Origin of the sequence: Lysinibacillus sp. JK80, assembly GCF_027557635.1 — a bacterium.
Taxonomy (GTDB): domain Bacteria; phylum Bacillota; class Bacilli; order Bacillales_A; family Planococcaceae; genus Lysinibacillus; species Lysinibacillus capsici.
Genome location: NZ_CP058997.1, coordinates 3,481,170 through 3,502,073, shown reverse-complemented (window position 1 = coordinate 3,502,073; position 20,904 = coordinate 3,481,170). Strand labels below are relative to the sequence as shown.

Below are 20,904 nucleotides of genomic sequence, written 5' to 3'. Positions count from 1 at the left end.
CAATTATAGCAAAGCGGGGCGCAAATGGAAGCCATTAGCACTATTAGAAGTAGGCGTTATGTCAACAAAAACAGAAAGGTTATATCTTCAACCTTTCTGTTTAAAAAGTTTTAACTATTTATCCTCTGGCTAGCATTCTTTCAAGTGAACTAAGTGCTTCAGCGGTAGTATGTTCATCTACTTGTATACGGTTATGAGGTTGACCTTGCTCAATACTTTCTAAGCTCCATAACAAATGTGGAAGGTCAATTCGATTCATTGTTAAACAAGGACAAAAGTTTTCGTTTAAGGAGACAATATGTTTATCAGGATGCTGCTTAATAATGCGATTGACAAGGTTCATTTCTGTTCCAATTGCCCATGCAGATCCGCTTGGAGCTCGATTGATTGTATCAATAATGTATTTTGTGGAGCCTGCATCATCAGCCGCTGCAACCACTTCACGGCTGCACTCAGGGTGAACAATTATCCTCATAGTCGGGTGTTCTTTGCGAATAACCTCTGTATGTTGAACAGTAAAACCTTCGTGCACAGAGCAGTGACCCTTCCAAAGAATAACCTGGATATTTTCAAGTGGCTCTTTTGTTTCGAGCAAGTTCTTATGCGGATTCCAAACAGCCATATTTTCAAGAGGTATACCTAAATCATAGGCAGTATTTCTTCCTAAATGTTGGTCAGGTAAAAAGAAGATACGCTGTTTTTGGGTAAAAGCCCATTGAACAAGTTCCTTTGCATTCGATGAAGTGACACAAGCACCACCATGTCTTCCAGTAAAGGCTTTAATAGCCGCAGTTGAGTTAACATAGGTTAGAGGAATAATCGTATCACCAAAGAGTTCTTGAAGAATTGGCCATGCTTGTTCAGTTTGATAAATATCAGCCATATCAGCCATTGAACAACCAGCGCGCATATCTGGTAAATAGACATGTTGCTGTTTCGTTGTCAGCATATCAGCAGTTTCTGCCATAAAATGTACACCGCAAAATACGATGTGTTCAGCTTCCTTATTTGCTGCGGATAATTGAGCTAACTGTAAAGAATCCCCAGTTGCATCTGCAAATTGAATGACTTCATCTTTTTGATAATGGTGGCCAGGAATAAATAATTTAGGACCTAATTTTTTCTTTATTGATAAAATACGAGATTCCATTTCCTTTACAGATAGTGCCCGATAATGCTCTGGGAGTAATGTCGTCTGTTGTAATAAACTAGTGATGGACAAGGGAATGATCTCCTTTCATTTGAACGAGTGCACTAATATCAAAAGCTTTAACTGAATGTGTTAAGGAGCCAAGTGAAATCCATTGAATACCCGTTTGGGCATAAGCCTTTAAATTTTCAAGTGTGATGCCCCCAGATGCTTCAGTCGCAATAGTGGGAGGAACAATGGGAAGCCATGCACGGATTTCTTCTGGGCTACGGTTATCAAACATAATAATATCTGCTCCTGCGTTGATAGCTTCTTCTAATTGTTCTTTTGTTTCAATTTCAACTTCAATTTTTACGGTATGACCGACTTTCGCTCTAGCGGTCTGAACTGCCTTTGTAATGCTACCAGCAAAGGCAATATGATTGTCCTTTAGCATAATTGCGTCATACAGGCCATTACGATGATTAAAAGCACCACCAATTCGAACAGCATATTTATCTAGCATACGCAGTCCTGGTAGTGTTTTACGCGTATCACATATTTTTGCGTGAGTACCTACTGTTTCTTGAACGGCAAGATGGGCAGCCGTTGCAATAGCAGACATACGTTGAATAAGATTTAAAATGACACGCTCACCGATTAATAATTTTTGTAAGGGACCTTTAATCACAGCGAGTACATCACCTGACTTCACCATCTCTCCATCTTTTGTATGAAGATTGACTTCGATTGATCGATCGAGTAAGAGAAAGCCATGCTCAATAATGTTAGCCCCACAAAAAATTCCGCTTTCTTTCGCGTAAAAAGAAAAAGCTCCCTGTTGTTCGGCTGAAAAGATAAATTCACTCGATAAATCTCCATCTCCTAAATCCTCATTAAAAAATTGCTTGAGCATTTCCTCAAGTTTGATGATATTCATACAATGAGTTCCTCACTTTCATTTGTCCTTGCGAAAAAATAATCCATCGGCTTGCCCATTGTGATTTCATTTCGGATTTATCCTCCCGAATATGAGCTCCTCTTGTTTCCGTTCGCGTAATTGCTGCATGTGCCATTAATGTGGCGACTACATGCATCATAAATAATTCCAACTCAGCTAGTTCTAGACCCTTTAAATTAACTTGAATAAGTGATTGCAAGGAGGGTAGTTGCTTTACAAAATGCTGCAAGTCATCAATATTTCTAACAATACCTAGGAACCGCATCATGTGTTGCTGTAATTGGGGTTTGCTAAATAAAGGTGGCATTTTATCAGGACATTGATGCTTTTCCAGTAAAAAGTTTTTTTGATGACACCCTTTTTGAATAATGAACTGCGCCATTTTTTGACCAAATGTAATACCTTCCAATAGGGAGTTACTTGCTAAACGATTCGCACCATGTACGCCTGTACAGGCAACCTCACCGACTGCATATAAGTTCGGTATAGTAGTTCTTCCTTTGTCATCAGCAATAACACCACCCATCAAGAAATGACTTCCCGGAGCCACGGGGATTAGACCATCTTGTAAATGAACGTGATGAACATGGCACAGCTGAGCAATTGTTGGAAACTTTGCTTCAAAGTCTTGAATGTTAGTGATATCAATAAACGTTTCTTCACCCGCTGCACGTTTTGTAAATAGGGCAAGTGCAGTAATATGTCTTGGTGCTAGGTCAAGTTGAGCATGTAAACCTGTCATAATGGGCTGATGCTGGGCATTAACAAAAATACCACCAGCCCCTCTGACAGCTTCAGAAACTAATCCCTTTGCTTCATTTTTACACCACAGAAGACTCGGGTGAAATTGCATAAATTCCATATCACTAATGGCAGCGCCTGCTCGAAATGCTAATGCGATCCCATCCCCTGTATTAGTTGGGAAATTAGATGTACTTGAATAAAGGGCACCTGCGCCACCTGTCGCTAAAATAACATGATGAGCCAAATAACGTTTTGTACCTTTTTCTCCTTTAGTTAGTACTCCTACACAGTCACCATCTGTATTCCGTAAAAGCTCATAAGCCATTTCATAGCAATTGATCTTTGTTTTGGGCGAAAGTTTATGAAGCAAGTAATCTATGAAAATCTGACCAGTACGATCACCACCTGCATGTAGAATACGATGATGACTATGTGCTCCTTCAAGTCCTAGAGCAGGTTTTCCATCGACCTGCCGATCAACAGGGAGGCCATCCTTTAGATAGTTTTGCATAATCTCAGTGCCATTTTTTATAAGTGTTTTAACATGCCTTTTCTCATGATGATACTCTCCAGCTTTCAATGTATCAGCAATATGATGTTGAATATGATCCTCCTCACTGGTAACAGCAGCAATCCCACCTTGTGCACGATAAGAACTACTCATATATATAGATGATTTTGTAACAATTTGTATTTGAAAATGTTTTTCAAGCACTAAAGCAGCCTGAAGTGCAGCAATACCACTACCAATTATAAGGACGTCTGTCTTTACATCCATCGTTATACCTTCTTTACAGTTGTCTTGACACTTATCTTTACATAAAATATAAAAGAAAACAAGACCTGATGAACAAGAGAGGAAGAAGACGATGATTTATATGGATTATGCTGCAACATCACCTATGATGAGGGAATCTCTTGAGGCATATGTAGAGGTGGCACAACGGTATTATGGAAATAGTGCGAGTTTGCATGATTTAGGGGGACAAGCTTTTTATTTTGTCCAGCAATCAAGGGAGGTTGTAGCCCAAGCCCTAGGTGTAACTAGTGATGGCGTAATTTTTACGGGTAGTGGAACAGAAGGAAATCTCATAGCCATCTTGTCGTTAGCGCTAGCCTCAAAAAAAGGAAAACACATTATTTCATCTCAAGCTGAGCATACGTCAGTGCATGCGGCTTTGAATACACTTGAGAAAAAGGGCTTTACTGTAACAAAATTACCTTTGCAGAAGGATGGTTGTGTTGATCTGGGGCAATTGCAACAAGCAATCCGGGAAGAGACTGCTTTGATTACCATTCAACATGTCAATTCTGAAATTGGTTCAATCCAGCCTGTAGAGAAAATCGTAAAGATGGCAAGAAAATCAAATATATTCTGTCATGTTGATTGTGTACAATCATTTGGCAAACTAGCTATACCAAAAGGGGCAGATGCGATTACCATCTCGGCTCATAAAATAGGCGGACCAAAGGGCTGTGGTGCTATATATCTGAACCCTGCAATCAGAGTACCTGCATTAACACCAGGTTTGACACATGAGAGGGGTCTTAGAGGGGGGACATTAGATACTCCTGCAATCGTGGCCTTTGCCGCGGCAATTGAAAACTATCAATATGAATTGCAACATTATGAAACGCTAAGAAATTATTTTGAAAATAATTTACCTGAAAAATGTCAGCTCGTTGAGTGTAAACAGCAACTACCTAATATTTGTGGGGTAATGATGGAAAAAGTAGAGGGACAATATGTTCTTTTAAAGTTAAATGAGGCGGGAATCTGTATCTCTACAGGTAGTGCATGTGATATTCATAGTGAATCGGGAACAAAGGCTATTCTATCAATGGGGTTCTCTTTGGAAGCGGCACGCCAATTTTTTAGAATATCTTTTGGTCCTTCCACTAAACTTGAGGATATTGTAAAATTAAAAATAGAGCTTTCAAATATTTAACGAAAAGACGAGTGAAGGATTATCTATATTCTTCACTTGTAGTGAAATAGATTATAAGTTAATAATATCGGCAAATAAAATAATTGTTTTCTTTTGAACCAACAATTGCTATAATATTTTGCAGGGCAATATTTTCTCTTACTTAACAAAAATATCTTTAAAAAGTAATAATTTCTTTTTTTTATAAAAAAGTATTGCACAATGTTAGAAAACGTTATACAATAATTCTTGTCTTGAAGGACAGGTAAACAACTTCAAAACATGATACATAACCAAGTCTAGTGATGATGGCAAAGAGGTCACACCCGTTCCCATACCGAACACGGAAGTTAAGCTCTTTAGCGCCGATGGTAGTTGGGGGCTTCCCCCTGTGAGAGTAGGACGTCGCTAGGCATAATACCCAGGAGGATTAGCTCAGCTGGGAGAGCATCTGCCTTACAAGCAGAGGGTCGGCGGTTCGAGCCCGTCATCCTCCACCATATGCCGGTTTAGCTCAGCAGGTAGAGCAACTGACTTGTAATCAGTAGGTCGTGGGTTCGATTCCTATAGCCGGCACCATTTTTTCGAGCCATTAGCTCAGTTGGTAGAGCATCTGACTTTTAATCAGAGGGTCGAAGGTTCGAGTCCTTCATGGCTCACCATTTATAAATAATAATAAGCGGGTGTGGCGGAATTGGCAGACGCACTAGACTTAGGATCTAGCGCCGCAAGGCGTGGGGGTTCGACTCCCTTCACCCGCACCATTATTTTCATTGCCAGATAAAAAAGCTTATGCACATGCGGAAGTAGTTCAGTGGTAGAACACCACCTTGCCAAGGTGGGGGTCGCGAGTTCGAACCTCGTCTTCCGCTCCAAATGTGCCGGGGTGGCGGAACTGGCAGACGCACAGGACTTAAAATCCTGCGGTAGGTGACTACCGTACCGGTTCGATTCCGGTCCTCGGCACCATTTTAAATGCGCCCGTAGCTCAATTGGATAGAGCGTCTGACTACGGATCAGAAGGTTATGGGTTCGACTCCTGTCGGGCGCGCCAAAAGAACAACGGGAAGTAGCTCAGCTTGGTAGAGCACTTGGTTTGGGACCAAGGGGTCGCAGGTTCGAATCCTGTCTTCCCGACCATTTCCAAAAAGATTATGGGGCCTTAGCTCAGCTGGGAGAGCGCCTGCCTTGCACGCAGGAGGTCAGCGGTTCGATCCCGCTAGGCTCCACCATAAGTAAATTAACCAGTATAAAGATCCTGGCGGCGTAGCTCAGCTGGCTAGAGCGTACGGTTCATACCCGTAAGGTCGGGGGTTCGATCCCCTCTGCCGCCATCTTAAAGGACCTTTAGCTCAGTTGGTTAGAGCAGACGGCTCATAACCGTCCGGTCGCAGGTTCGAGTCCTGCAAGGTCCACCATTTATATATTGTAACGGAGGTATACCCAAGTCTGGCTGAAGGGATCGGTCTTGAAAACCGACAGGCGGGTAACACCGCGCGGGGGTTCGAATCCCTCTACCTCCTCCAGTTTTAAATTTTTATAAATGGTGCTTTAAAAACTCGAAACAACATAAAATTATCGCGGGGTGGAGCAGTGGTAGCTCGTCGGGCTCATAACCCGAAGGTCGTTGGTTCAAATCCGGCCCCCGCAACCAAAAGGTCCCGTGGTGTAGCGGTTAACATGCCTGCCTGTCACGCAGGAGATCGCCGGTTCGATCCCGGTCGGGACCGCCATTTTTAAAATAAAAGTCATGAGAAGCAAAAAAGTGAGCAAGCTTAGCATGGACGAAATGGGTCAGTAGCTCAGTTGGTAGAGCATTAGATTGAAGCTCTAAGTGTCGGCGGTTCGATTCCGTCCTGACCCACCATTTATGCGGGTGTAGTTTAATGGTAAAACCTCAGCCTTCCAAGCTGATGTCGTGGGTTCGATTCCCATCACCCGCTCCAAGGGCCTATAGCTCAGCTGGTTAGAGCGCACGCCTGATAAGCGTGAGGTCGATGGTTCGAGTCCATTTAGGCCCACCATTATTCCGAAGTAGCTCAGTTGGTAGTAGCACCTGACTGTTAATCAGGTTGTCGCAGGTTCGAGTCCTGCCTTCGGAGCCATTTTTATTTTGGGGAAGTACTCAAGAGGCTGAAGAGGCGCCCCTGCTAAGGGTGTAGGTCGGGTAACCGGCGCGAGGGTTCAAATCCCTCCTTCTCCGCCATGGGCCCGTTGGTCAAGTGGTTAAGACACCGCCCTTTCACGGCGGTAACACGGGTTCGAATCCCGTACGGGTCATACTAAGTGCAGTAGATGAATTTACATCTACTGCACTTTTTAATTTACTTGATATTTAGATTTATAACATAGCTATAATAAATGAAAGCCTACACAGAATGATTAAACTGTGTAGGCTTGTTGTTTTTTAAATTAGTGATTAAATTTTTCGTCCTTTTCCATATGGGATGCAAAGAGGTGTACCAAAGATTGGATCTGTCGTCATTTGGCAATCAAGGTCAAACACATGATTAACTAAATCAGTGGTCATAATTTCTTCTGGTTTCCCTTGACGATAGACACCACGGTCACGCACTGTAATAATATGATCGGCATAGCGACAAGCAAGATTAATATCATGTAGTACCATAACAATAGTTCTCTTTTGCTGTTGGTTCAATTCGAATAGTAAATCTAAAACGTCTATTTGATGAGTTAAATCTAAGTATGTCGTAGGCTCGTCTAAAAGAATGATATCTGTATCTTGAGCAAGCGTCATAGCTATCCAAGCACGTTGACGTTGTCCCCCTGATAGCTCATCTACTGGTCTATCTTGTAAATGCTCGGTACCTGTAGCTTTTAAAGCGTTTAAAACGATTTCTTCATCTTTTTCAGTCCACTGTTGTCGCCAACTTTGGTAAGGATAGCGACCTTGTTTCACAAGTTGTAGGACAGTTAAGCCTTCTGGTGCAACAGGAGATTGAGGAAGAATAGAGAGGTTTTTAGCCACTTGTTTTGTTGATAATTTAAAAATATCCTCACCGTCTAATAAAACGGAGCCTTTTTTAGGTTTTAATAATCGAGCAATGGAGCGTAAGAGTGTGGATTTACCACAGCCATTCGCTCCGATTAATACAGTAATTTCATTCAAAGGAATAGATAAATTGAGATCTTCGATAATATTGAAATCACCATAACTTAATGTTAGAGATTTGGTTAATAAAGATTCAGTCATGTAGTATAGACTCCTTTATTTTTTAGGGTTTCTAAATAATAAATAAATAAAGTAAGGAGCACCGATAGCAGCAGTAAAGACGCCTGCGGGTACTTCTAATGGGCTAAATGCTGTACGACCTATAATATCTGCAACCATTACAAGCAATGCACCAATTGCAGCGGATGCTGGAATAAGTACACCGAACGATGAACCAACAATGCGTCGTGCAATATGAGGAGCCATTAATCCTACAAACCCAATAGCACCAGCAAATGCTATGGCACTCGCTACTAAACTGGAACATAATAGAATTAAGTAAAGGCGTGTTTTTTGAACAGGTTGCCCTAGGCTTGATGCTGTATCATCACCTAATTCTTGAACATTTAACTGCCGAGTAATAAAAAAGGTGATAAGTAGAAGTACAATAATCAATGGAACAACGATTTGTACTTGATCCCAATCCGAACTTTTGACACTACCCGTAATCCATTTATTCGCTTCACTTGCTTGATAAATTGGGCCGATAATCATTAACATTGTAGTAATTGCTTGCATGAATGCCGACACGCTAATACCGATTAAGACAAGACGATTTGGTGTGACACCATCTTTCCAAGCAAATAGGTAGACTATACATCCGACGATAGTAGCCCCTATGAATCCTGCTAATGGCAACCACTCTATACTAACTGTTAAAGAGTGATTAGAATCACTGAAAATGGCTAAGAAACCAACAACCGCTGCCCCACCACCAGCAGATATGCCGATTATATCAGGTGAGGCAAGTGGATTTTTAATGATTCCTTGTAAAACTGCACCTGCGACGGCTAACGCCATTCCAGCAAACAAGGCCATGAAAATTCGAGGCATTCGAAAATCAATAATAATCAGTTGATCAAAATCTGAGCCGTAACCAAAAAAAGCTTGTAAAACTTTAAATGGATTGATGAATGAATCACCAAATGATGCACTAAGAAAGAACACGGCAAGAGTTAGTATGCAAATCACTGTTGATTTTTTTATAGCTTGTACATCTATTAAAAATGAAATTTTTTGTTGAAGTAAACGAATTGTTTTTACATGTTTCATTATTTTTTTCCACCTTTTCGCGCAAGGTAAATAAAGAATGGTGTGCCAATCATAGCAGTCATGACGCCTACTGGAACTTCTTGTGGCATGATAATATAACGAGCCGCAACATCAGCCAGCAATAAAAGTATCCCCCCAAGTAAAGCAGCCATAGGAATAAGCCATCGATGATCAGTGCCGACAAACTTGCGCGCAAAATGGGGAACGACAATCCCTATAAAACCAATGGGGCCAGCAATTGCAACTGCTCCCCCTGCTAAAAAAATAACAATAAGACCGACCAATATCTTCATAAGTCCTAAACGTAAACCAAGACCTCTTGCTACATCATCGCCAAGAGCGAGAATATTCATTTTGGGGGAAATGATGAGGGCAGCAATCCACCCAATTACTAGATACGGTAGAACAGATAGTAGAATTTCAAGTTTTCTACCTTGTACAGAACCTGCTAACCAAAACAAAACTTGATCAAGCTCTGCTTCATTTGTAGCGAGTAAACCTTGCGTAAATGATGCAAATAGGGCACTGATGGCAGCACCAGCTAAAGTTATTTTCACTGGAGTAACAGCATCTCTACCTGAGAAACTAATTCCATAAACGGATAAAGCAGCGATTGCTGCACCAAGAAATGCAATCCACGCAAAAGATTGCAAGCTTGAAATGTGGAAAAAAATCATGGCAAAGACAACAGCAAAGCCTGCTCCTGCATTAATGCCCAAAATTCCAGGAGAGGCTAATGGATTTTTCGTTAAGGTCTGCATAAGCACGCCTGTAATAGCTAATGAAGCACCAACGCAACTGGCAATAAGAGCTCTTGGAATTCGAACATTTTGAATAATAAGATGCTCATTTGAATTGTTAAATTGTCTAAAAGATTCATACGTAGTTTGAATAGAAGTATTTGTATAACCATACACAATACTGATCCCCATAGAAAGAAGTAATAGTATGACTCCTACTAGTAAAGCAATCATTTTAGAATAATTATTTTTTAATATCATATTTAACGTGTACTCTTTTCTTGGAAAATTATTAAATTAGTTATTGACATTGATAGTTACATACAATACGATTAATATCGTTCTTAGACAGATGAAAGTGATTTTCATTCTCGTCAAATATGCTTAAATATTTTATCATATACAATGGAGGAAGAAAAGGTGCAAAAAGCTTTTCAAAAACTATTAGTTTTACTAGCTGTGGTTGCTATTTTTGTTCTGGCAGCATGCGGTACTTCTAAAGATAATGCCAAAGAAGAAAGTACAAAAGAAAGCAATGCTTACAGTGTTGACCATGCAATGGGGACAACTGAAGTAAAAGACACACCAAAACGTATCGTTGTTTTAACTAATGAAGGAACAGAAGCATTATTAGCTCTAGGTATTAAACCAGTAGGTGCTGTTCAATCTTGGACAGGCGATCCATGGTATGATCACATCAAGGATCAAATGGAAGGTGTAGAGGTTGTCGGTATTGAACATGAAATAAATATCGAAAAAATTGCTTCTTTAAAGCCAGATTTAATCATTGGCAATAAATTACGACAAGAAAAAGATTATGCTAAACTTAGCAAAATTGCTCCAACTGTGTTTTCTGATACATTACGTGGTGACTGGAAAGAGAATTTTAAATTATACGCTAAAGCAGTAAATCAAGAAACAAAAGGTGAAGAAGTTCTAAAAGCTTACGAAGATAAGTTACAAGCTCTGAAAGAAGAACTTGGAGAACAAACCAACCAAGAAGTTTCGTTTGTACGCTTTATGGCCGATAAATCTCGTATCTATTACACAGATTCATTCTCAGGTGTGATTTTTGATGCTTTAGGATTTAAACGTGTTGCAGCGCAAGCAGATTTATTTAAAGATAATGCTAAACTAGGAAACTTAGCGATTGAAGTAGGGAAAGAAGCGATCCCTCAAATGGATGGGGATGTTATTTTCTACTTCACGTACATGCCAACAGGCGATGATTCAGCACTAGCAACTGAACAAGAGTGGACACAAGACCCGCTTTGGAAAAACTTAACAGCAGTCCAAAAAGGCAATGCACATAAGGTGGATGATGTCATTTGGAATACGGCTGGAGGCATTTTAGCTGCGAATATTATGCTAGATCAAGTGAAAGAAATCTTTGTTAAATAATTTTCTTATAAACTATGCATTTATCGATGTTCGATAAATGTATAGTTTTTTTACTTCCTAATATATACTCTCCTGGTACTTGTAAGTTAGATAGACTATGATGTAGATATTGACCATAAATTGAGGGGGATGGCGATGAAGGAAAAATTAAGGTGGGTTTATAATCAGCATTATTTAGAGCAAGATCATATAAAACAAGCAACAGCAATACTTCCATATTTTTCACTAGATCAAGTGAGGAAGGTTGGTCAATTTCAGCGTACATATGAGCAATTTGAGAAGACACCACTCCATCATCTTGAGGCACTATCTTCATATATGGGTGTAGAAAAAATTATGGTTAAGAATGAATCTTATCGATTTGGTTTAAATGCCTTTAAAGTTTTAGGAGGTATTTATGCAATTGCGCAATATGTTGCCAATAAGCTTGGAAGGAATATAGAGGAGCTATCGTTTGAACAGTTAAAAACTCCAGAAGTAAGAGCGCAAGTAGGCAATCTAACATTTATTTCAACGACAGATGGAAATCATGGTCGTGGTGTGGCATGGGCTGCAAGAGAACTGGGTTTTCAAGCAAGAATATATATGCCAGCTGGTAGCGCCGCTGAGCGGTTACTGCATATTAAAAGTGAAGGGGCTTTTGCTGAAATTACGACAATGAATTATGACGATACTGTTCGTTATACCTCACAGCTTGCACTAGAAAATGGTTGGGTTTTGATTCAGGATACATATGTGGCAAGGCTATGATGAAATTCCATTATGGATTATGCAGGGGTACACAACCCTTGTACAGGAAATTGTTGAACAGATTCAGCAAGCCCCAACACATGTATTTTTGCAAGCTGGTGTTGGGTCCTTTGCCGGAGCAGTAGTAGCATTTTTACAGCAATACTATGAGCAGGATATTACATTTGTCTTGGTTGAGCCACATGTCGCTAATTGCTATTATGAAAGCTTTAAGAAAAATACAGATCAATTTGTCACTGTTGGTGGGGAGATGCAAACTATAATGGCAGGTCTTGCTTGTGGTGAACCGAATCCACAGGCTTGGCAAATCTTAAAAGCCTACACAAAAATAAGTATCTCCTGTGAGGAAGAAATAGCAGCAACAGGTATGCGCGTTCTAGGAAATCCTTTAGCTACAGACACTCGCATTATAGCTGGTGAATCAGGAGCGGCGCCATTTGGTTGCTTTTATGAAATAATGACTAATGAACAATATAAGGAATTAAAACATGCCTTGCACCTAAATGAACAGGCAAGGGTGCTGTTTATTAATACAGAGGGTGATACAGATAAAGAGAGTTATCGAGAAATAGTATGGCATGGGAAATATGCGAATCAATAGCAAACTAGTGATTTACTAGTTTGCTATTTTCCTTTTGTAAAAGGATTTGAAAGTATAATTAAGTTTAATTAAATTTTTTTATTTTAACTCTTGACCTTAACGTTGCGTCAAAGCTTACAGTAGCATTAGTGGAGGTGATGAGATGGAATATACCATTCAGGAGCTTGCTCAACTATCAGGTGTTAGTACAAGAACATTGCGTTATTATGATGAAATTGGATTGCTGAAACCAGCAAGAACCAATGAGGCAGGTTATCGATTTTATGGCCAATGGGAGGTCGATATGTTGCAGCAGATTTTATTTTACCGTGCTTTGGATATGAAATTAGCGACAATTCAGGCTATTATTCAAGCACCAAATTTTCAGCATGCTGAGGCGCTCAAAACACATAGAGCTGCCTTGCTTCAACGCAAAGAGCAGTTGGAAACGATCTTACAGACAGTAGAAAAAACAATACAATCCATTGAGGAGGAACAACCAATGTCTAATGAAGAAAAATTTAAAGGCTTTAAAGAAAAGTTAATTGAGAATAACGAAAAGCAGTACGGCAAAGAAATCCGTGAGAAATATGGGAATGAAACAGTGGATGCATCCAATGCTAAGCTTATGAACATGACGGAGCAACAATATCAAGCGATGCAACAGCTAGAACAGCAAATGTTTGAACGTTTAGCAGAGGCAATGAAACTTGGAGATACAACAAGTGACATTGCGATGGAAGTTGCAGAGTTGCATAAACGCTGGCTCAACTTTACGTGGAAAGAGTATTCCAAAGAGGCACATGCAGGGCTGGCACAAATGTATATTGCTGATGAACGCTTTACCGCTTATTATGATGAGCGTGGTGAAACAGGAGCAGCAAAATTTTTGCATGACGCCATTATAGCTTATACAAGTAAGTAAATAGGTCTTCCTTATGCTGACATGTTTTAGAAATCGTAAAACAGGAAAAAATGAAAGCATGAGGAGGAGATTATTGTGGATCAACAAGTAATGCAACAATTAAAAAGACAACTAGAGCAAGAATTACAAGAAATAGAACAACGAATAGAAGAATCAGAGCGACCTCAAGCGACAGAATTATCGAATTATGATAATCATCCAGCTGATAATGCAAGTGATTTAACGGATCAGCTTACAGAAATGGCTATTGATGAGCATCGTGGTGATAATGCTGAAGAAATAAAAGAAGCTCTTCAAGCAATGGCAGACGGTACATATGGCAATTGTACAGTCTGTGGTAAAGAAATTCCAATTGGTCGCTTAGAGGCAATGCCGCAAGCTCTGACATGTGTGGAACATGCAGAAAAGAAAGAAGACAATTTACGACCAGTGGAAGAAGATGTTCTTTCTTCGACACCAAAATCAGATGATTTTATTGAGCTGGAGGAATTCGGCTCTTCTGATACACCACAGGATAAAATTTAGTAAGTTTTTCCTCGCAGAAGCAGTATAATAACTGTAGAGGTGAGGATATGAAGATTATTGATTTACATTGTGATGCGCTTTTAAAGTTAACTACTCTTGAAACGGCTAATTTTGCTGAGGATGTACGAATACATGCTAATCAAAAAAGATTGCAATTAGGGCAAGTAGAGGCGCAAGTGTTCGCTATCTTTATTGACCCAAAAATCCCACAAAATTTGCAATTTCTTGAGGTCATGCGCCAAATCGAAGCATTCCATACTCACGTATTACAAACAGAGGGCATGGTGCATATTACAGATTGGGCACAGTTAGATCAATTAGCTCCACACGAAATAGGAGCCATTTTAAGCTTAGAGGGCTGTAGTGCCATTGGCGAAGATTTAACAAAACTGACAGCTGTACTGGATGCAGGGGTGAAGTTGGTAGGTTTAACATGGAATGAAGAAAATGCAGTGGCCCATGGTGCTGAACAGGATGCAACTCTTGGTTTAAAGCCATTTGGTAAAGAAGTTATACAATTATTAAATGAACGCGATATTATTATTGATGTGTCCCATCTAAATGAGCAAAGCTTTTGGGATGTCTTGCCGCTTGCAAAGCATATTATTGCAAGCCATAGTAATGCACGTGCACTATGTGATCACCCGCGTAACTTAACTGATGCCCAGGCAAAGGCACTTGTTGAGGCGGGAGGACATATCCATGTAGTTTATTTCCCACTCTTTATAGGCAAAGGTGCAACACTAGACCATTTAGTGGGGCATGTGGAGCATTTAGCTAAACTGGTAGGTGTGGAGCATATTGGATTAGGCTCCGATTTTGATGGGATTGATAGGACTGTCAGTGGCTTAGCCCATGCAGGAGAGGCACAAAATTTACTAGAGGCATTACGTACACGCTTTTCAGATGAAGAAGTGTATGGTATTGCAAGCCAAAATTTCCGACGCTATGTAAAAAAAGCAGCAACCCGTTAAGGCTGCCGCATCTTAATAAAAGAAATAATGAATTAATAAACCGATTCCTAATAGGAAGCCGAAGAATGTATTTGTTTGCGCTGTATATTTCATCGCAGGCATTACCTCTTTGGCTTCTTTTTTGTCTCGGAAAATTTGAATGGCACGTAATGGTTTTGGAACACTTAGGAAGATGATTAATGCCCAAAAAGTAATACCATCAACTGCTACAAGAGCAATCACCCATAAATAAGAGACGATAAAAAAGCCTGATAACACGGAAATTGCATTATCACGTCCTACCAAAATAGCTAAAGTTTTTCGTCCGCCTTCTGTATCGCCAACAATATCACGTATATTGTTCGATAGCATAATGGCACCGACTAAAATCATGCTTGGTACAGAGAGCAAGACAGCATCTAGTGTTACTGTAAGCGCTTGAATATAGAAGGCAATTAATACAATGCCCATACCCATTACTGCGCCAGAAACAATTTCACCAAATGGCGAATAGGCGATTGGGTATGGTCCACCTGTATATAAAAAGCCAATAAGCATACAAACAAGTCCGACAACAGCTAACCACCAAGATGTTGAGGCACATATGTAAATGCCAAGAAGCATGGCAATAGCATAAAAGCTTAATGCAATCATCATAATTGTTTTTGGCTGTACACCATGACGGACAATCGTTCCGCCAATCCCGACGGAATGCTCGTTATCTAATCCTAATTTGTAATCATAATATTCATTGAACATATTCGTTGCTGCTTGTATAAGCATACTTGCAATGAGCATAGCAAAAAATAGTCCAAAATCAATTGTTTCTTTTTCAATTGCTAAGGCAATTGCTGTTCCTAGGAATACAGGAACAAATGAAGCGGTTAAAGTATGTGGACGTGTTAAATGCCACCACACTTTAAAACCCCTATCAGCTTCAATGACTTTGGTCATAAGGTCTTTCTCTCCTTCAAATGTTGTCGACTCTTCTTATTTTAAACGAAGATTGAGAAAATGGGTAGGTTCACAGCTTATTACATACTGTTTAATGAAAAAAAGTGATACAATAGAACATGCATTTATGAACTGAAAATAAAAAAGAACAATTAGCAACAGTACGAATAACGTGTTGCCAACTAAAATATGATGTGTTATTTAACCATCATTCATTATGTACATTGCAACAACGGAGGTAATTTTCATGCAACAGAAGTGGTACCAAGCCACAGAAGTAGAAGTGGACTCTTTGGGCCAAAGCCTTCATTTTTATATGGAAACAATTGAAGTAAGTCGCCTATCTGCACTGGCGTTCTATGCAGCTGGCGAGGAATGTTATAAAGGTGAACGATTTTATTGGCAAAATAGAGAAAAAACAATGACATTAGTTGGGCTAGGACATGCTCATACTATTCAAAACAACGCTAAAGAAAACCGCTTTGATGCAGTTGAAGCGGAATGGAAAAACATAACGAAAAACTGTCCAAAAGGTCAACAAGCGTTACAACCAATTTTGTTTGGCGGTTTTACATTTGATCCTCAAAATAATGTAGACGGGGAATGGACGGATTTCCCAGAGGCTTATTTTGCATTAGCAACGTTTCAACTGGTGATACGCGATGATAAAGCATACGTAAGTATTCACCTTTTGACACAAGACCAACAGGCTGAGGATCAGTTCGAAGCGCTAAGAAAAGAGCGCGATCATTTAATCCATGCAGCTCAGGTTAAAGAAGTGAAAACGTATACAAAACCTGAAATCATAAGTTATTTTGAACCATATAAAGAGCCTTATTTAGCCTCAATCGATCAAGTGACAGCATTAATTAAACAGAAAAAGGCAGATAAAGTGGTCATTGCACGATCACTTGCTTTGCAATTTAAAGAGTATGTATCCGCACCACAAGTACTTTCTCAAATTATTCATGAACAACCAGAAAGCTATTTATTTGGTTTAGAGCATAGACATTTATTATTTTTCGGAGCATCACCTGAACGACTTGTGAAAGTAGAAGATGGTCGAGCATTTTCTTCTTGTGTTGCTGGCTCAATTAAACGAGGTAAGACTGCAGAGGAAGATGAGGCTTTTGGACAAAGTTTATTAAATGACCCTAAAAATGGCGGAGAACATCAGTATGTTGTGGATATGATTGCGGAAACATTCCGTAAAAATTGTGTGGACATGACGGTGCCAGATAGACCACGCTTGTTAAAAATACGAGATATTCAACATCTGTATACGCCTGTTGAAGGTCAGTTAAATCAGGATGCAACAATCTTACAATTGACTAAATCATTACATCCAACACCCGCTTTAGGTGGTGTACCACGCAAAGAAGCATTGGCAGCCATCCGGAAATATGAGCCGATGAATCGGGGACTGTATGCTGCGCCAATAGGCTGGCTAGATGCAGAGGGTAACGGTGAATTTGCAGTTGCCATACGTTCAGCAGCCTTACTAAATGATAAAGCTTATTTATATGCAGGCGGTGGAATCGTCGCAGATTCAGAACCGCAATCTGAATATGAAGAAACATTAGTAAAATTCCGTCCAATGCTTCGTGCGCTAGGGGGACAATTACATGAGTGAACGAAAAATACTAACAGATTATGTTTATAAAATGGTCGCATCGCTAGTGCAAGCTGGTGTAGAAAATGTTGTCGTTAGTCCAGGCTCACGTTCAACACCGCTTGCTTATGCGGTTGCTTCTACTAAACAAGTAAAAATGTATCGGCAGGTAGACGAGCGCTCAGCAGCATTCTTTGCGCTAGGGCTTGCTAAGGCAACTACTAAGCCTGTGGTTCTTTTATGTACATCTGGTACAGCAGCAGCTAACTATTTTCCTGCGATTGTGGAGGCAAGCTATGCACGTGTACCATTAATCATTATAACAGCTGATCGCCCACATGAATTACGTGAGGTAGGCGCTCCACAGGCTATCAACCAACCCAATTTATATGGTTCACATGTAAAGTGGAGTGTTGATTTTCCGTTAGCAGATGGTGCTGAACCAACATTGCCTTTTATTGAGCGTCATCTTGCTCGTGCGGTAGCCATTGCCACGAGCGCACCTTTTGGACCAGTCCATATTAATGTACCTTTCCGTGAACCACTATTAATTGATTTACAGCAGGAGCTACCAGCAGTGACGTTTAAGCACAGCAGTATGGGACAATTAACCCCAACACGCGTGGATCAACAGGTACTATCCTCTATTATACAATCAACTAAAAGAGGTTTTATGATCATTGGTGAGTTAGCTCTTGGTACAGAATTATCCATAGTTTGGGAATTTGTACGTCAGCTGAAGTGGCCTGTCATTGTTGAAAGTTTATCGAATATGCGTACATCCGTACCAGAGGATTGTTTACCATTTATCGTGACAACCTATGATGCCATTATGAAGAGTGATGACTTCAAAGCACTGGTACAACCAGATACAGTAATCCGAATAGGGGCACAACCAGTTTCGAAGTTTATAATGCAATTTATTACAAAGTCACGCCCAAATGCGTATGTGATTATCGATGAAGACCCTATGTTTAGAGATGCTACAGGCGTATCTACGCATTTTATTCATGCGAATGTCGATCAGTGGCTAACAGAATTAGCTATCACTGAAACGGCTATCGAGGAAACATACTTAGCCGAATGGCAAAAAGCAAATCAGCTTGCTTCTATGTTTATTGAACAATACGCAGAGGTAGAAAAAGATGAAGGGGCTATAGTCAGTCGTTTAATCAAAATGATTCCTGACGGTAGTGATATTTTCGTTAGCAGTAGTATGCCAGTACGGGATATTGATACATTTTTATTGGCTACACCGAAAGATTTACGTGTTTTTGCCAATCGAGGAACGAACGGGATTGATGGTGTCGTATCAACAGCAATCGGTTTCAGTCAGGGAAATAATCGAGAAAGTTATTTACTGATTGGTGATTTAGCCTTTTTACATGATGTGAATGGACTCATTGCTTCCAGATATCAGGAATGTAACTTAACGATTATTGTGATGAATAATGATGGCGGTGGTATTTTTTCCTATTTACCACAGTCAACTGTTGAAGATCACTATGAGGATTTATTTGGCACACCAACAGCCCTTGAATTCCGTGACATTGCACATATGTATGATATGGACTATGTACGTGTCGAAACAATATCGGAGCTTTCTGAGAAATTTTCAACATGTAAAAACCATTCTTTACGATTAGTTGAAATATTTACAGATAGAACCGAGAATGTGAATGCACATCGAGGTTTATGGAATCGAATTAATGCGGAGTTAAAAGCATGACAAAGTGGATGATTCGTGGTCTTGAAACCCATGTAGATATATGGAATGAAAACGGTGAATATACAGTCGTTGCCTTACATGGATTTACTGGTAGCTCAGCAACATGGCATAATCTAGCACAAGCTCTACCTCATGTGCGTGTTATTGCCGTTGATTTAATCGGACATGGTCAAACAGCTATTCCACAGCACGTACAGCGTTTTTCTATGGAGGAGCAATTACAGGATTTAGAAGAACTATTTTGCCAGCTTCATTTAGAGAAATTTACGCTGTTGGGCTATTCAATGGGTGGAAGAATCGCTTTATCTTATGCCATTTCGTATCCAGCTCGTATACATCAGCTCATTTTAGAAAGTGCATCTCCTGGTTTGCGAACAATGGAAGAGCAAAATGAACGTTGTAAGCGAGATGAAGCACTAGCGCAAAAAATAATGACGAATGGTTTACTGTCCTTTGTCAATGCTTGGGAAAGCATACCGCTTTTTGCTTCACAGCAACGTCTACCTGAAACTGTAAGAGAAACTATTCGAGAAGAGCGACTTTCACAGAAGGAAGAGGGACTTGCTGGTAGCTTGAGAGGTATCGGGACAGGCGTCCAACCTTCAAATTGGGATAGATTGTCGCAACTAGAAATACCTGTCCTGTTAATTACAGGTTCATTGGATGAGAAATTTTGTAAAATTGCACTAGAAATGAAAGCGCTATTAAATACTGTTAAGCATTTAACAGTAAATGACGCTGGACATGCAATTCATGTGGAAAATCCCGCTGAGTTTGCTACAATAGTAGAGGAGTATTTAACGTAATATACGATTACGTTAGCGCCTCGCTAGAAACGAGACGAATATAATGATATAGGAGGCAATTCAATGACACGTCAATGGACAACATTACATACTTATGAAGATATTAAGTATGAGTTCTATAACGGTATCGCAAAAATTACGATTAACCGTCCAGAAGTGCGTAATGCATTCCGCCCAAAAACGGTAATGGAAATGATTGACGCATTCTCACGTGCACGCGATGATAAAAATATCGGTGTTATTATTCTAACTGGTGAAGGTGAACATGCTTTCTGCTCAGGCGGAGACCAAAAAGTTCGCGGTCACGGTGGCTACGTAGGAGAAGATGAAATTCCACGTCTAAACGTTCTTGATTTACAACGTTTAATCCGTGTAATTCCAAAACCAGTAGTAGCAATGGTAGCTGGCTACGCAATTGGTGGAGGTCACGTTTTACATGTTGTCTGTGACTTAACAATTGCAGCTGACAATGCTCGCTTTGGACAAACTGGACCAAAAGTGGGTTCATTCGATGCTGGTTATGGCTCAGGCTATCTTGCTCGTATTATTGGTCATAAAAAGGCACGCGAAATTTGGTACCTATGCCGTCAGTACGATGCACAACAAGCACTTGATATGGGCTTAGTCAATACAGTTGTGCCTTATGCGCAATTGGAAGATGAGACAGTTCAATGGTGTGAAGAAATGCTTCAAATGTCACCAACTGCACTACGCTTCTTAAAAGCAGCGATGAATGCAGATACAGATGGTTTAGCAGGTCTTCAACAAATGGCTGGAGATGCTACACTTCTTTACTACACAACTGATGAAGCAAAAGAAGGCCGCGATGCATTCAAAGAAAAACGTCAACCAGATTTCGGTCAATTCCCAAGATTCCCTTGA

Annotated in this window: 18 protein-coding genes, 20 tRNA genes and 1 rRNA gene; 32 read left to right on the top strand and 7 right to left on the bottom strand. The window is 40.1% G+C overall.

Features of this window, described 5'->3' with window-relative positions:
* Positions 1 to 118: 118 nt before the first annotated feature.
* Genes nadA through nadB form a run of 3 tightly spaced genes read right to left on the bottom strand, consistent with a single transcriptional unit; the run spans position 119 to position 3,612 of the window.
* Positions 119 to 1,222: a quinolinate synthase NadA gene (gene nadA / locus HXV90_RS17585; protein WP_257962333.1), complete on the bottom strand. Its 1,104-nt coding sequence runs from the start codon at positions 1,220 to 1,222 to the stop codon at positions 119 to 121.
* A complete protein-coding gene (nadC, locus tag HXV90_RS17580; RefSeq protein WP_048395910.1) occupies positions 1,209 to 2,069 on the bottom strand; it encodes a carboxylating nicotinate-nucleotide diphosphorylase in 861 nt (286 codons plus the stop codon). The genes nadA and nadC overlap by 14 nt, the downstream gene beginning before the upstream one ends.
* The gene (gene nadB / locus HXV90_RS17575; protein WP_269897682.1) at positions 2,050 to 3,612 is read right to left on the bottom strand and encodes an L-aspartate oxidase; all 1,563 of its coding nucleotides are present in this window, start codon (positions 3,610 to 3,612) and stop codon (positions 2,050 to 2,052) included. The genes nadC and nadB overlap by 20 nt, the downstream gene beginning before the upstream one ends.
* A gap of 100 nt (positions 3,613 to 3,712) precedes the next feature.
* Between nadB and HXV90_RS17570 the strand changes: the two genes are divergently transcribed.
* The 22 genes from HXV90_RS17570 (at position 3,713) to HXV90_RS17465 (ending at position 7,042) form a co-directional block, all read left to right on the top strand.
* Positions 3,713 to 4,783: a cysteine desulfurase family protein gene (locus tag HXV90_RS17570; protein ID WP_053075739.1), complete on the top strand. Its 1,071-nt coding sequence runs from the start codon at positions 3,713 to 3,715 to the stop codon at positions 4,781 to 4,783.
* Between the two features lie 277 nt (positions 4,784 to 5,060).
* A 5S ribosomal RNA gene (gene rrf, locus HXV90_RS17565) occupies positions 5,061 to 5,176 on the top strand.
* Between the two features lie 10 nt (positions 5,177 to 5,186).
* A tRNA-Val gene (locus HXV90_RS17560) sits at positions 5,187 to 5,262 on the top strand.
* A gap of 3 nt (positions 5,263 to 5,265) precedes the next feature.
* Positions 5,266 to 5,341 (top strand) — tRNA-Thr (locus HXV90_RS17555).
* A gap of 7 nt (positions 5,342 to 5,348) precedes the next feature.
* Positions 5,349 to 5,424, top strand: a tRNA-Lys gene (locus HXV90_RS17550).
* Between the two features lie 17 nt (positions 5,425 to 5,441).
* Positions 5,442 to 5,526: transfer RNA gene (locus HXV90_RS17545), tRNA-Leu, on the top strand.
* A 36-nt stretch (positions 5,527 to 5,562) separates the two neighbouring features.
* Positions 5,563 to 5,637 (top strand) — tRNA-Gly (locus tag HXV90_RS17540).
* A gap of 5 nt (positions 5,638 to 5,642) precedes the next feature.
* Positions 5,643 to 5,731: transfer RNA gene (locus HXV90_RS17535), tRNA-Leu, on the top strand.
* Positions 5,732 to 5,739: 8 nt separating this feature from the next.
* A tRNA-Arg gene (locus tag HXV90_RS17530) sits at positions 5,740 to 5,816 on the top strand.
* A gap of 9 nt (positions 5,817 to 5,825) precedes the next feature.
* A tRNA-Pro gene (locus tag HXV90_RS17525) sits at positions 5,826 to 5,902 on the top strand.
* Positions 5,903 to 5,918: 16 nt separating this feature from the next.
* Positions 5,919 to 5,994 (top strand) — tRNA-Ala (locus tag HXV90_RS17520).
* A gap of 28 nt (positions 5,995 to 6,022) precedes the next feature.
* A tRNA-Met gene (locus tag HXV90_RS17515) sits at positions 6,023 to 6,096 on the top strand.
* 7 nt (positions 6,097 to 6,103) lie between these two features.
* Positions 6,104 to 6,180, top strand: a tRNA-Ile gene (locus tag HXV90_RS17510).
* Positions 6,181 to 6,195: 15 nt separating this feature from the next.
* Positions 6,196 to 6,288 (top strand) — tRNA-Ser (locus HXV90_RS17505).
* Between the two features lie 53 nt (positions 6,289 to 6,341).
* Positions 6,342 to 6,416, top strand: a tRNA-Met gene (locus tag HXV90_RS17500).
* 3 nt (positions 6,417 to 6,419) lie between these two features.
* A tRNA-Asp gene (locus HXV90_RS17495) sits at positions 6,420 to 6,495 on the top strand.
* A gap of 58 nt (positions 6,496 to 6,553) precedes the next feature.
* Positions 6,554 to 6,629: transfer RNA gene (locus tag HXV90_RS17490), tRNA-Phe, on the top strand.
* A gap of 5 nt (positions 6,630 to 6,634) precedes the next feature.
* Positions 6,635 to 6,708, top strand: a tRNA-Gly gene (locus HXV90_RS17485).
* Position 6,709: 1 nt separating this feature from the next.
* Positions 6,710 to 6,786, top strand: a tRNA-Ile gene (locus HXV90_RS17480).
* 4 nt (positions 6,787 to 6,790) lie between these two features.
* Positions 6,791 to 6,867, top strand: a tRNA-Asn gene (locus HXV90_RS17475).
* A gap of 10 nt (positions 6,868 to 6,877) precedes the next feature.
* Positions 6,878 to 6,968 (top strand) — tRNA-Ser (locus HXV90_RS17470).
* 2 nt (positions 6,969 to 6,970) lie between these two features.
* Positions 6,971 to 7,042, top strand: a tRNA-Glu gene (locus tag HXV90_RS17465).
* A 139-nt stretch (positions 7,043 to 7,181) separates the two neighbouring features.
* On the opposite strand, the gene HXV90_RS17460 is transcribed toward HXV90_RS17465, so the two are convergent.
* The 3 genes from HXV90_RS17460 to HXV90_RS17450 are packed head-to-tail and all read right to left on the bottom strand — an operon-like array spanning position 7,182 to position 10,048.
* Positions 7,182 to 7,976, bottom strand: coding sequence for an ABC transporter ATP-binding protein (locus HXV90_RS17460; RefSeq protein WP_257960523.1), 795 nt, complete (start codon positions 7,974 to 7,976; stop codon positions 7,182 to 7,184).
* A 15-nt stretch (positions 7,977 to 7,991) separates the two neighbouring features.
* Positions 7,992 to 9,047 carry a FecCD family ABC transporter permease gene (locus HXV90_RS17455; RefSeq protein ID WP_269897681.1) on the bottom strand — a complete coding sequence of 352 codons (1,056 nt, stop codon included), beginning with the start codon at positions 9,045 to 9,047 and terminating at the stop codon, positions 7,992 to 7,994.
* On the bottom strand, positions 9,047 to 10,048 hold the full coding sequence (locus HXV90_RS17450; RefSeq protein WP_269897680.1) for a FecCD family ABC transporter permease: 1,002 nt from the start codon (positions 10,046 to 10,048) through the stop codon (positions 9,047 to 9,049). The genes HXV90_RS17455 and HXV90_RS17450 overlap by 1 nt, the downstream gene beginning before the upstream one ends.
* A gap of 144 nt (positions 10,049 to 10,192) precedes the next feature.
* Between HXV90_RS17450 and HXV90_RS17445 the strand changes: the two genes are divergently transcribed.
* The 6 genes from HXV90_RS17445 to HXV90_RS17420 all read left to right on the top strand — a co-directional run bounded on the left by HXV90_RS17445 (position 10,193) and on the right by HXV90_RS17420 (position 14,942).
* Positions 10,193 to 11,188 carry an ABC transporter substrate-binding protein gene (locus HXV90_RS17445; RefSeq protein ID WP_048391036.1) on the top strand — a complete coding sequence of 332 codons (996 nt, stop codon included), beginning with the start codon at positions 10,193 to 10,195 and terminating at the stop codon, positions 11,186 to 11,188.
* 135 nt (positions 11,189 to 11,323) lie between these two features.
* Positions 11,324 to 11,938, top strand: a complete 615-nt coding sequence (locus HXV90_RS17440) for a pyridoxal-phosphate dependent enzyme (RefSeq protein WP_269897679.1) — start codon at positions 11,324 to 11,326, stop codon at positions 11,936 to 11,938.
* Positions 11,922 to 12,539, top strand: coding sequence for a diaminopropionate ammonia-lyase (locus HXV90_RS17435; protein ID WP_269897678.1), 618 nt, complete (start codon positions 11,922 to 11,924; stop codon positions 12,537 to 12,539). The genes HXV90_RS17440 and HXV90_RS17435 overlap by 17 nt, the downstream gene beginning before the upstream one ends.
* A gap of 142 nt (positions 12,540 to 12,681) precedes the next feature.
* Entirely contained in the window at positions 12,682 to 13,443 is a 762-nt protein-coding gene (locus HXV90_RS17430) for a MerR family transcriptional regulator (protein ID WP_103118696.1), read from the top strand.
* A gap of 75 nt (positions 13,444 to 13,518) precedes the next feature.
* Entirely contained in the window at positions 13,519 to 13,968 is a 450-nt protein-coding gene (locus HXV90_RS17425; protein ID WP_131521250.1) for a TraR/DksA C4-type zinc finger protein, read from the top strand.
* Positions 13,969 to 14,015: 47 nt separating this feature from the next.
* Positions 14,016 to 14,942: a dipeptidase gene (locus HXV90_RS17420; RefSeq protein WP_066038114.1), complete on the top strand. Its 927-nt coding sequence runs from the start codon at positions 14,016 to 14,018 to the stop codon at positions 14,940 to 14,942.
* A 12-nt stretch (positions 14,943 to 14,954) separates the two neighbouring features.
* On the opposite strand, the gene HXV90_RS17415 is transcribed toward HXV90_RS17420, so the two are convergent.
* Positions 14,955 to 15,875: a 1,4-dihydroxy-2-naphthoate polyprenyltransferase gene (locus HXV90_RS17415; RefSeq protein WP_054549900.1), complete on the bottom strand. Its 921-nt coding sequence runs from the start codon at positions 15,873 to 15,875 to the stop codon at positions 14,955 to 14,957.
* A gap of 247 nt (positions 15,876 to 16,122) precedes the next feature.
* Between HXV90_RS17415 and HXV90_RS17410 the strand changes: the two genes are divergently transcribed.
* From HXV90_RS17410 to menB, 4 genes are all read left to right on the top strand, one after another.
* On the top strand, positions 16,123 to 17,508 hold the full coding sequence (locus HXV90_RS17410) for an isochorismate synthase (protein ID WP_066038112.1): 1,386 nt from the start codon (positions 16,123 to 16,125) through the stop codon (positions 17,506 to 17,508).
* Positions 17,501 to 19,216 (top strand): 2-succinyl-5-enolpyruvyl-6-hydroxy-3-cyclohexene-1-carboxylic-acid synthase, encoded by a 1,716-nt coding sequence (gene menD, locus HXV90_RS17405; protein WP_269897677.1) that lies wholly within the window; start codon positions 17,501 to 17,503, stop codon positions 19,214 to 19,216. Before HXV90_RS17410 ends, menD begins: the two co-directional genes overlap by 8 nt.
* Positions 19,213 to 20,022 (top strand): 2-succinyl-6-hydroxy-2,4-cyclohexadiene-1-carboxylate synthase, encoded by an 810-nt coding sequence (gene menH, locus HXV90_RS17400; protein ID WP_269897676.1) that lies wholly within the window; start codon positions 19,213 to 19,215, stop codon positions 20,020 to 20,022. Before menD ends, menH begins: the two co-directional genes overlap by 4 nt.
* Positions 20,023 to 20,085: 63 nt before the next feature.
* Positions 20,086 to 20,904: a 1,4-dihydroxy-2-naphthoyl-CoA synthase gene (gene menB / locus HXV90_RS17395; RefSeq protein WP_004225917.1), complete on the top strand. Its 819-nt coding sequence runs from the start codon at positions 20,086 to 20,088 to the stop codon at positions 20,902 to 20,904.

Excerpts from the sequence above, each read along its gene's own strand:
- menH (WP_269897676.1), top strand. The coding sequence starts at position 19,213 with ATGACAAAGTGGATGATTCGTGGTCTTGAAACCCATGTAGATATATGG.
- HXV90_RS17415 (WP_054549900.1), bottom strand. The coding sequence starts at position 15,875 with ATGACCAAAGTCATTGAAGCTGATAGGGGTTTTAAAGTGTGGTGGCAT.
- HXV90_RS17445 (WP_048391036.1), top strand. The coding sequence starts at position 10,193 with ATGGAGGAAGAAAAGGTGCAAAAAGCTTTTCAAAAACTATTAGTTTTA.
- HXV90_RS17430 (WP_103118696.1), top strand. The coding sequence starts at position 12,682 with ATGGAATATACCATTCAGGAGCTTGCTCAACTATCAGGTGTTAGTACA.
- nadB (WP_269897682.1), bottom strand. The coding sequence starts at position 3,612 with ATGGATGTAAAGACAGACGTCCTTATAATTGGTAGTGGTATTGCTGCA.
- HXV90_RS17435 (WP_269897678.1), top strand. The coding sequence starts at position 11,922 with ATGTGGCAAGGCTATGATGAAATTCCATTATGGATTATGCAGGGGTAC.
- HXV90_RS17570 (WP_053075739.1), top strand. The coding sequence starts at position 3,713 with ATGGATTATGCTGCAACATCACCTATGATGAGGGAATCTCTTGAGGCA.
- HXV90_RS17440 (WP_269897679.1), top strand. The coding sequence starts at position 11,324 with ATGAAGGAAAAATTAAGGTGGGTTTATAATCAGCATTATTTAGAGCAA.
- HXV90_RS17450 (WP_269897680.1), bottom strand. The coding sequence starts at position 10,048 with ATGATATTAAAAAATAATTATTCTAAAATGATTGCTTTACTAGTAGGA.
- HXV90_RS17460 (WP_257960523.1), bottom strand. The coding sequence starts at position 7,976 with ATGACTGAATCTTTATTAACCAAATCTCTAACATTAAGTTATGGTGAT.
- HXV90_RS17410 (WP_066038112.1), top strand. The coding sequence starts at position 16,123 with ATGCAACAGAAGTGGTACCAAGCCACAGAAGTAGAAGTGGACTCTTTG.
- HXV90_RS17455 (WP_269897681.1), bottom strand. The coding sequence starts at position 9,047 with ATGAAACATGTAAAAACAATTCGTTTACTTCAACAAAAAATTTCATTT.
- menB (WP_004225917.1), top strand. The coding sequence starts at position 20,086 with ATGACACGTCAATGGACAACATTACATACTTATGAAGATATTAAGTAT.
- nadC (WP_048395910.1), bottom strand. The coding sequence starts at position 2,069 with ATGAATATCATCAAACTTGAGGAAATGCTCAAGCAATTTTTTAATGAG.
- menD (WP_269897677.1), top strand. The coding sequence starts at position 17,501 with ATGAGTGAACGAAAAATACTAACAGATTATGTTTATAAAATGGTCGCA.
- HXV90_RS17420 (WP_066038114.1), top strand. The coding sequence starts at position 14,016 with ATGAAGATTATTGATTTACATTGTGATGCGCTTTTAAAGTTAACTACT.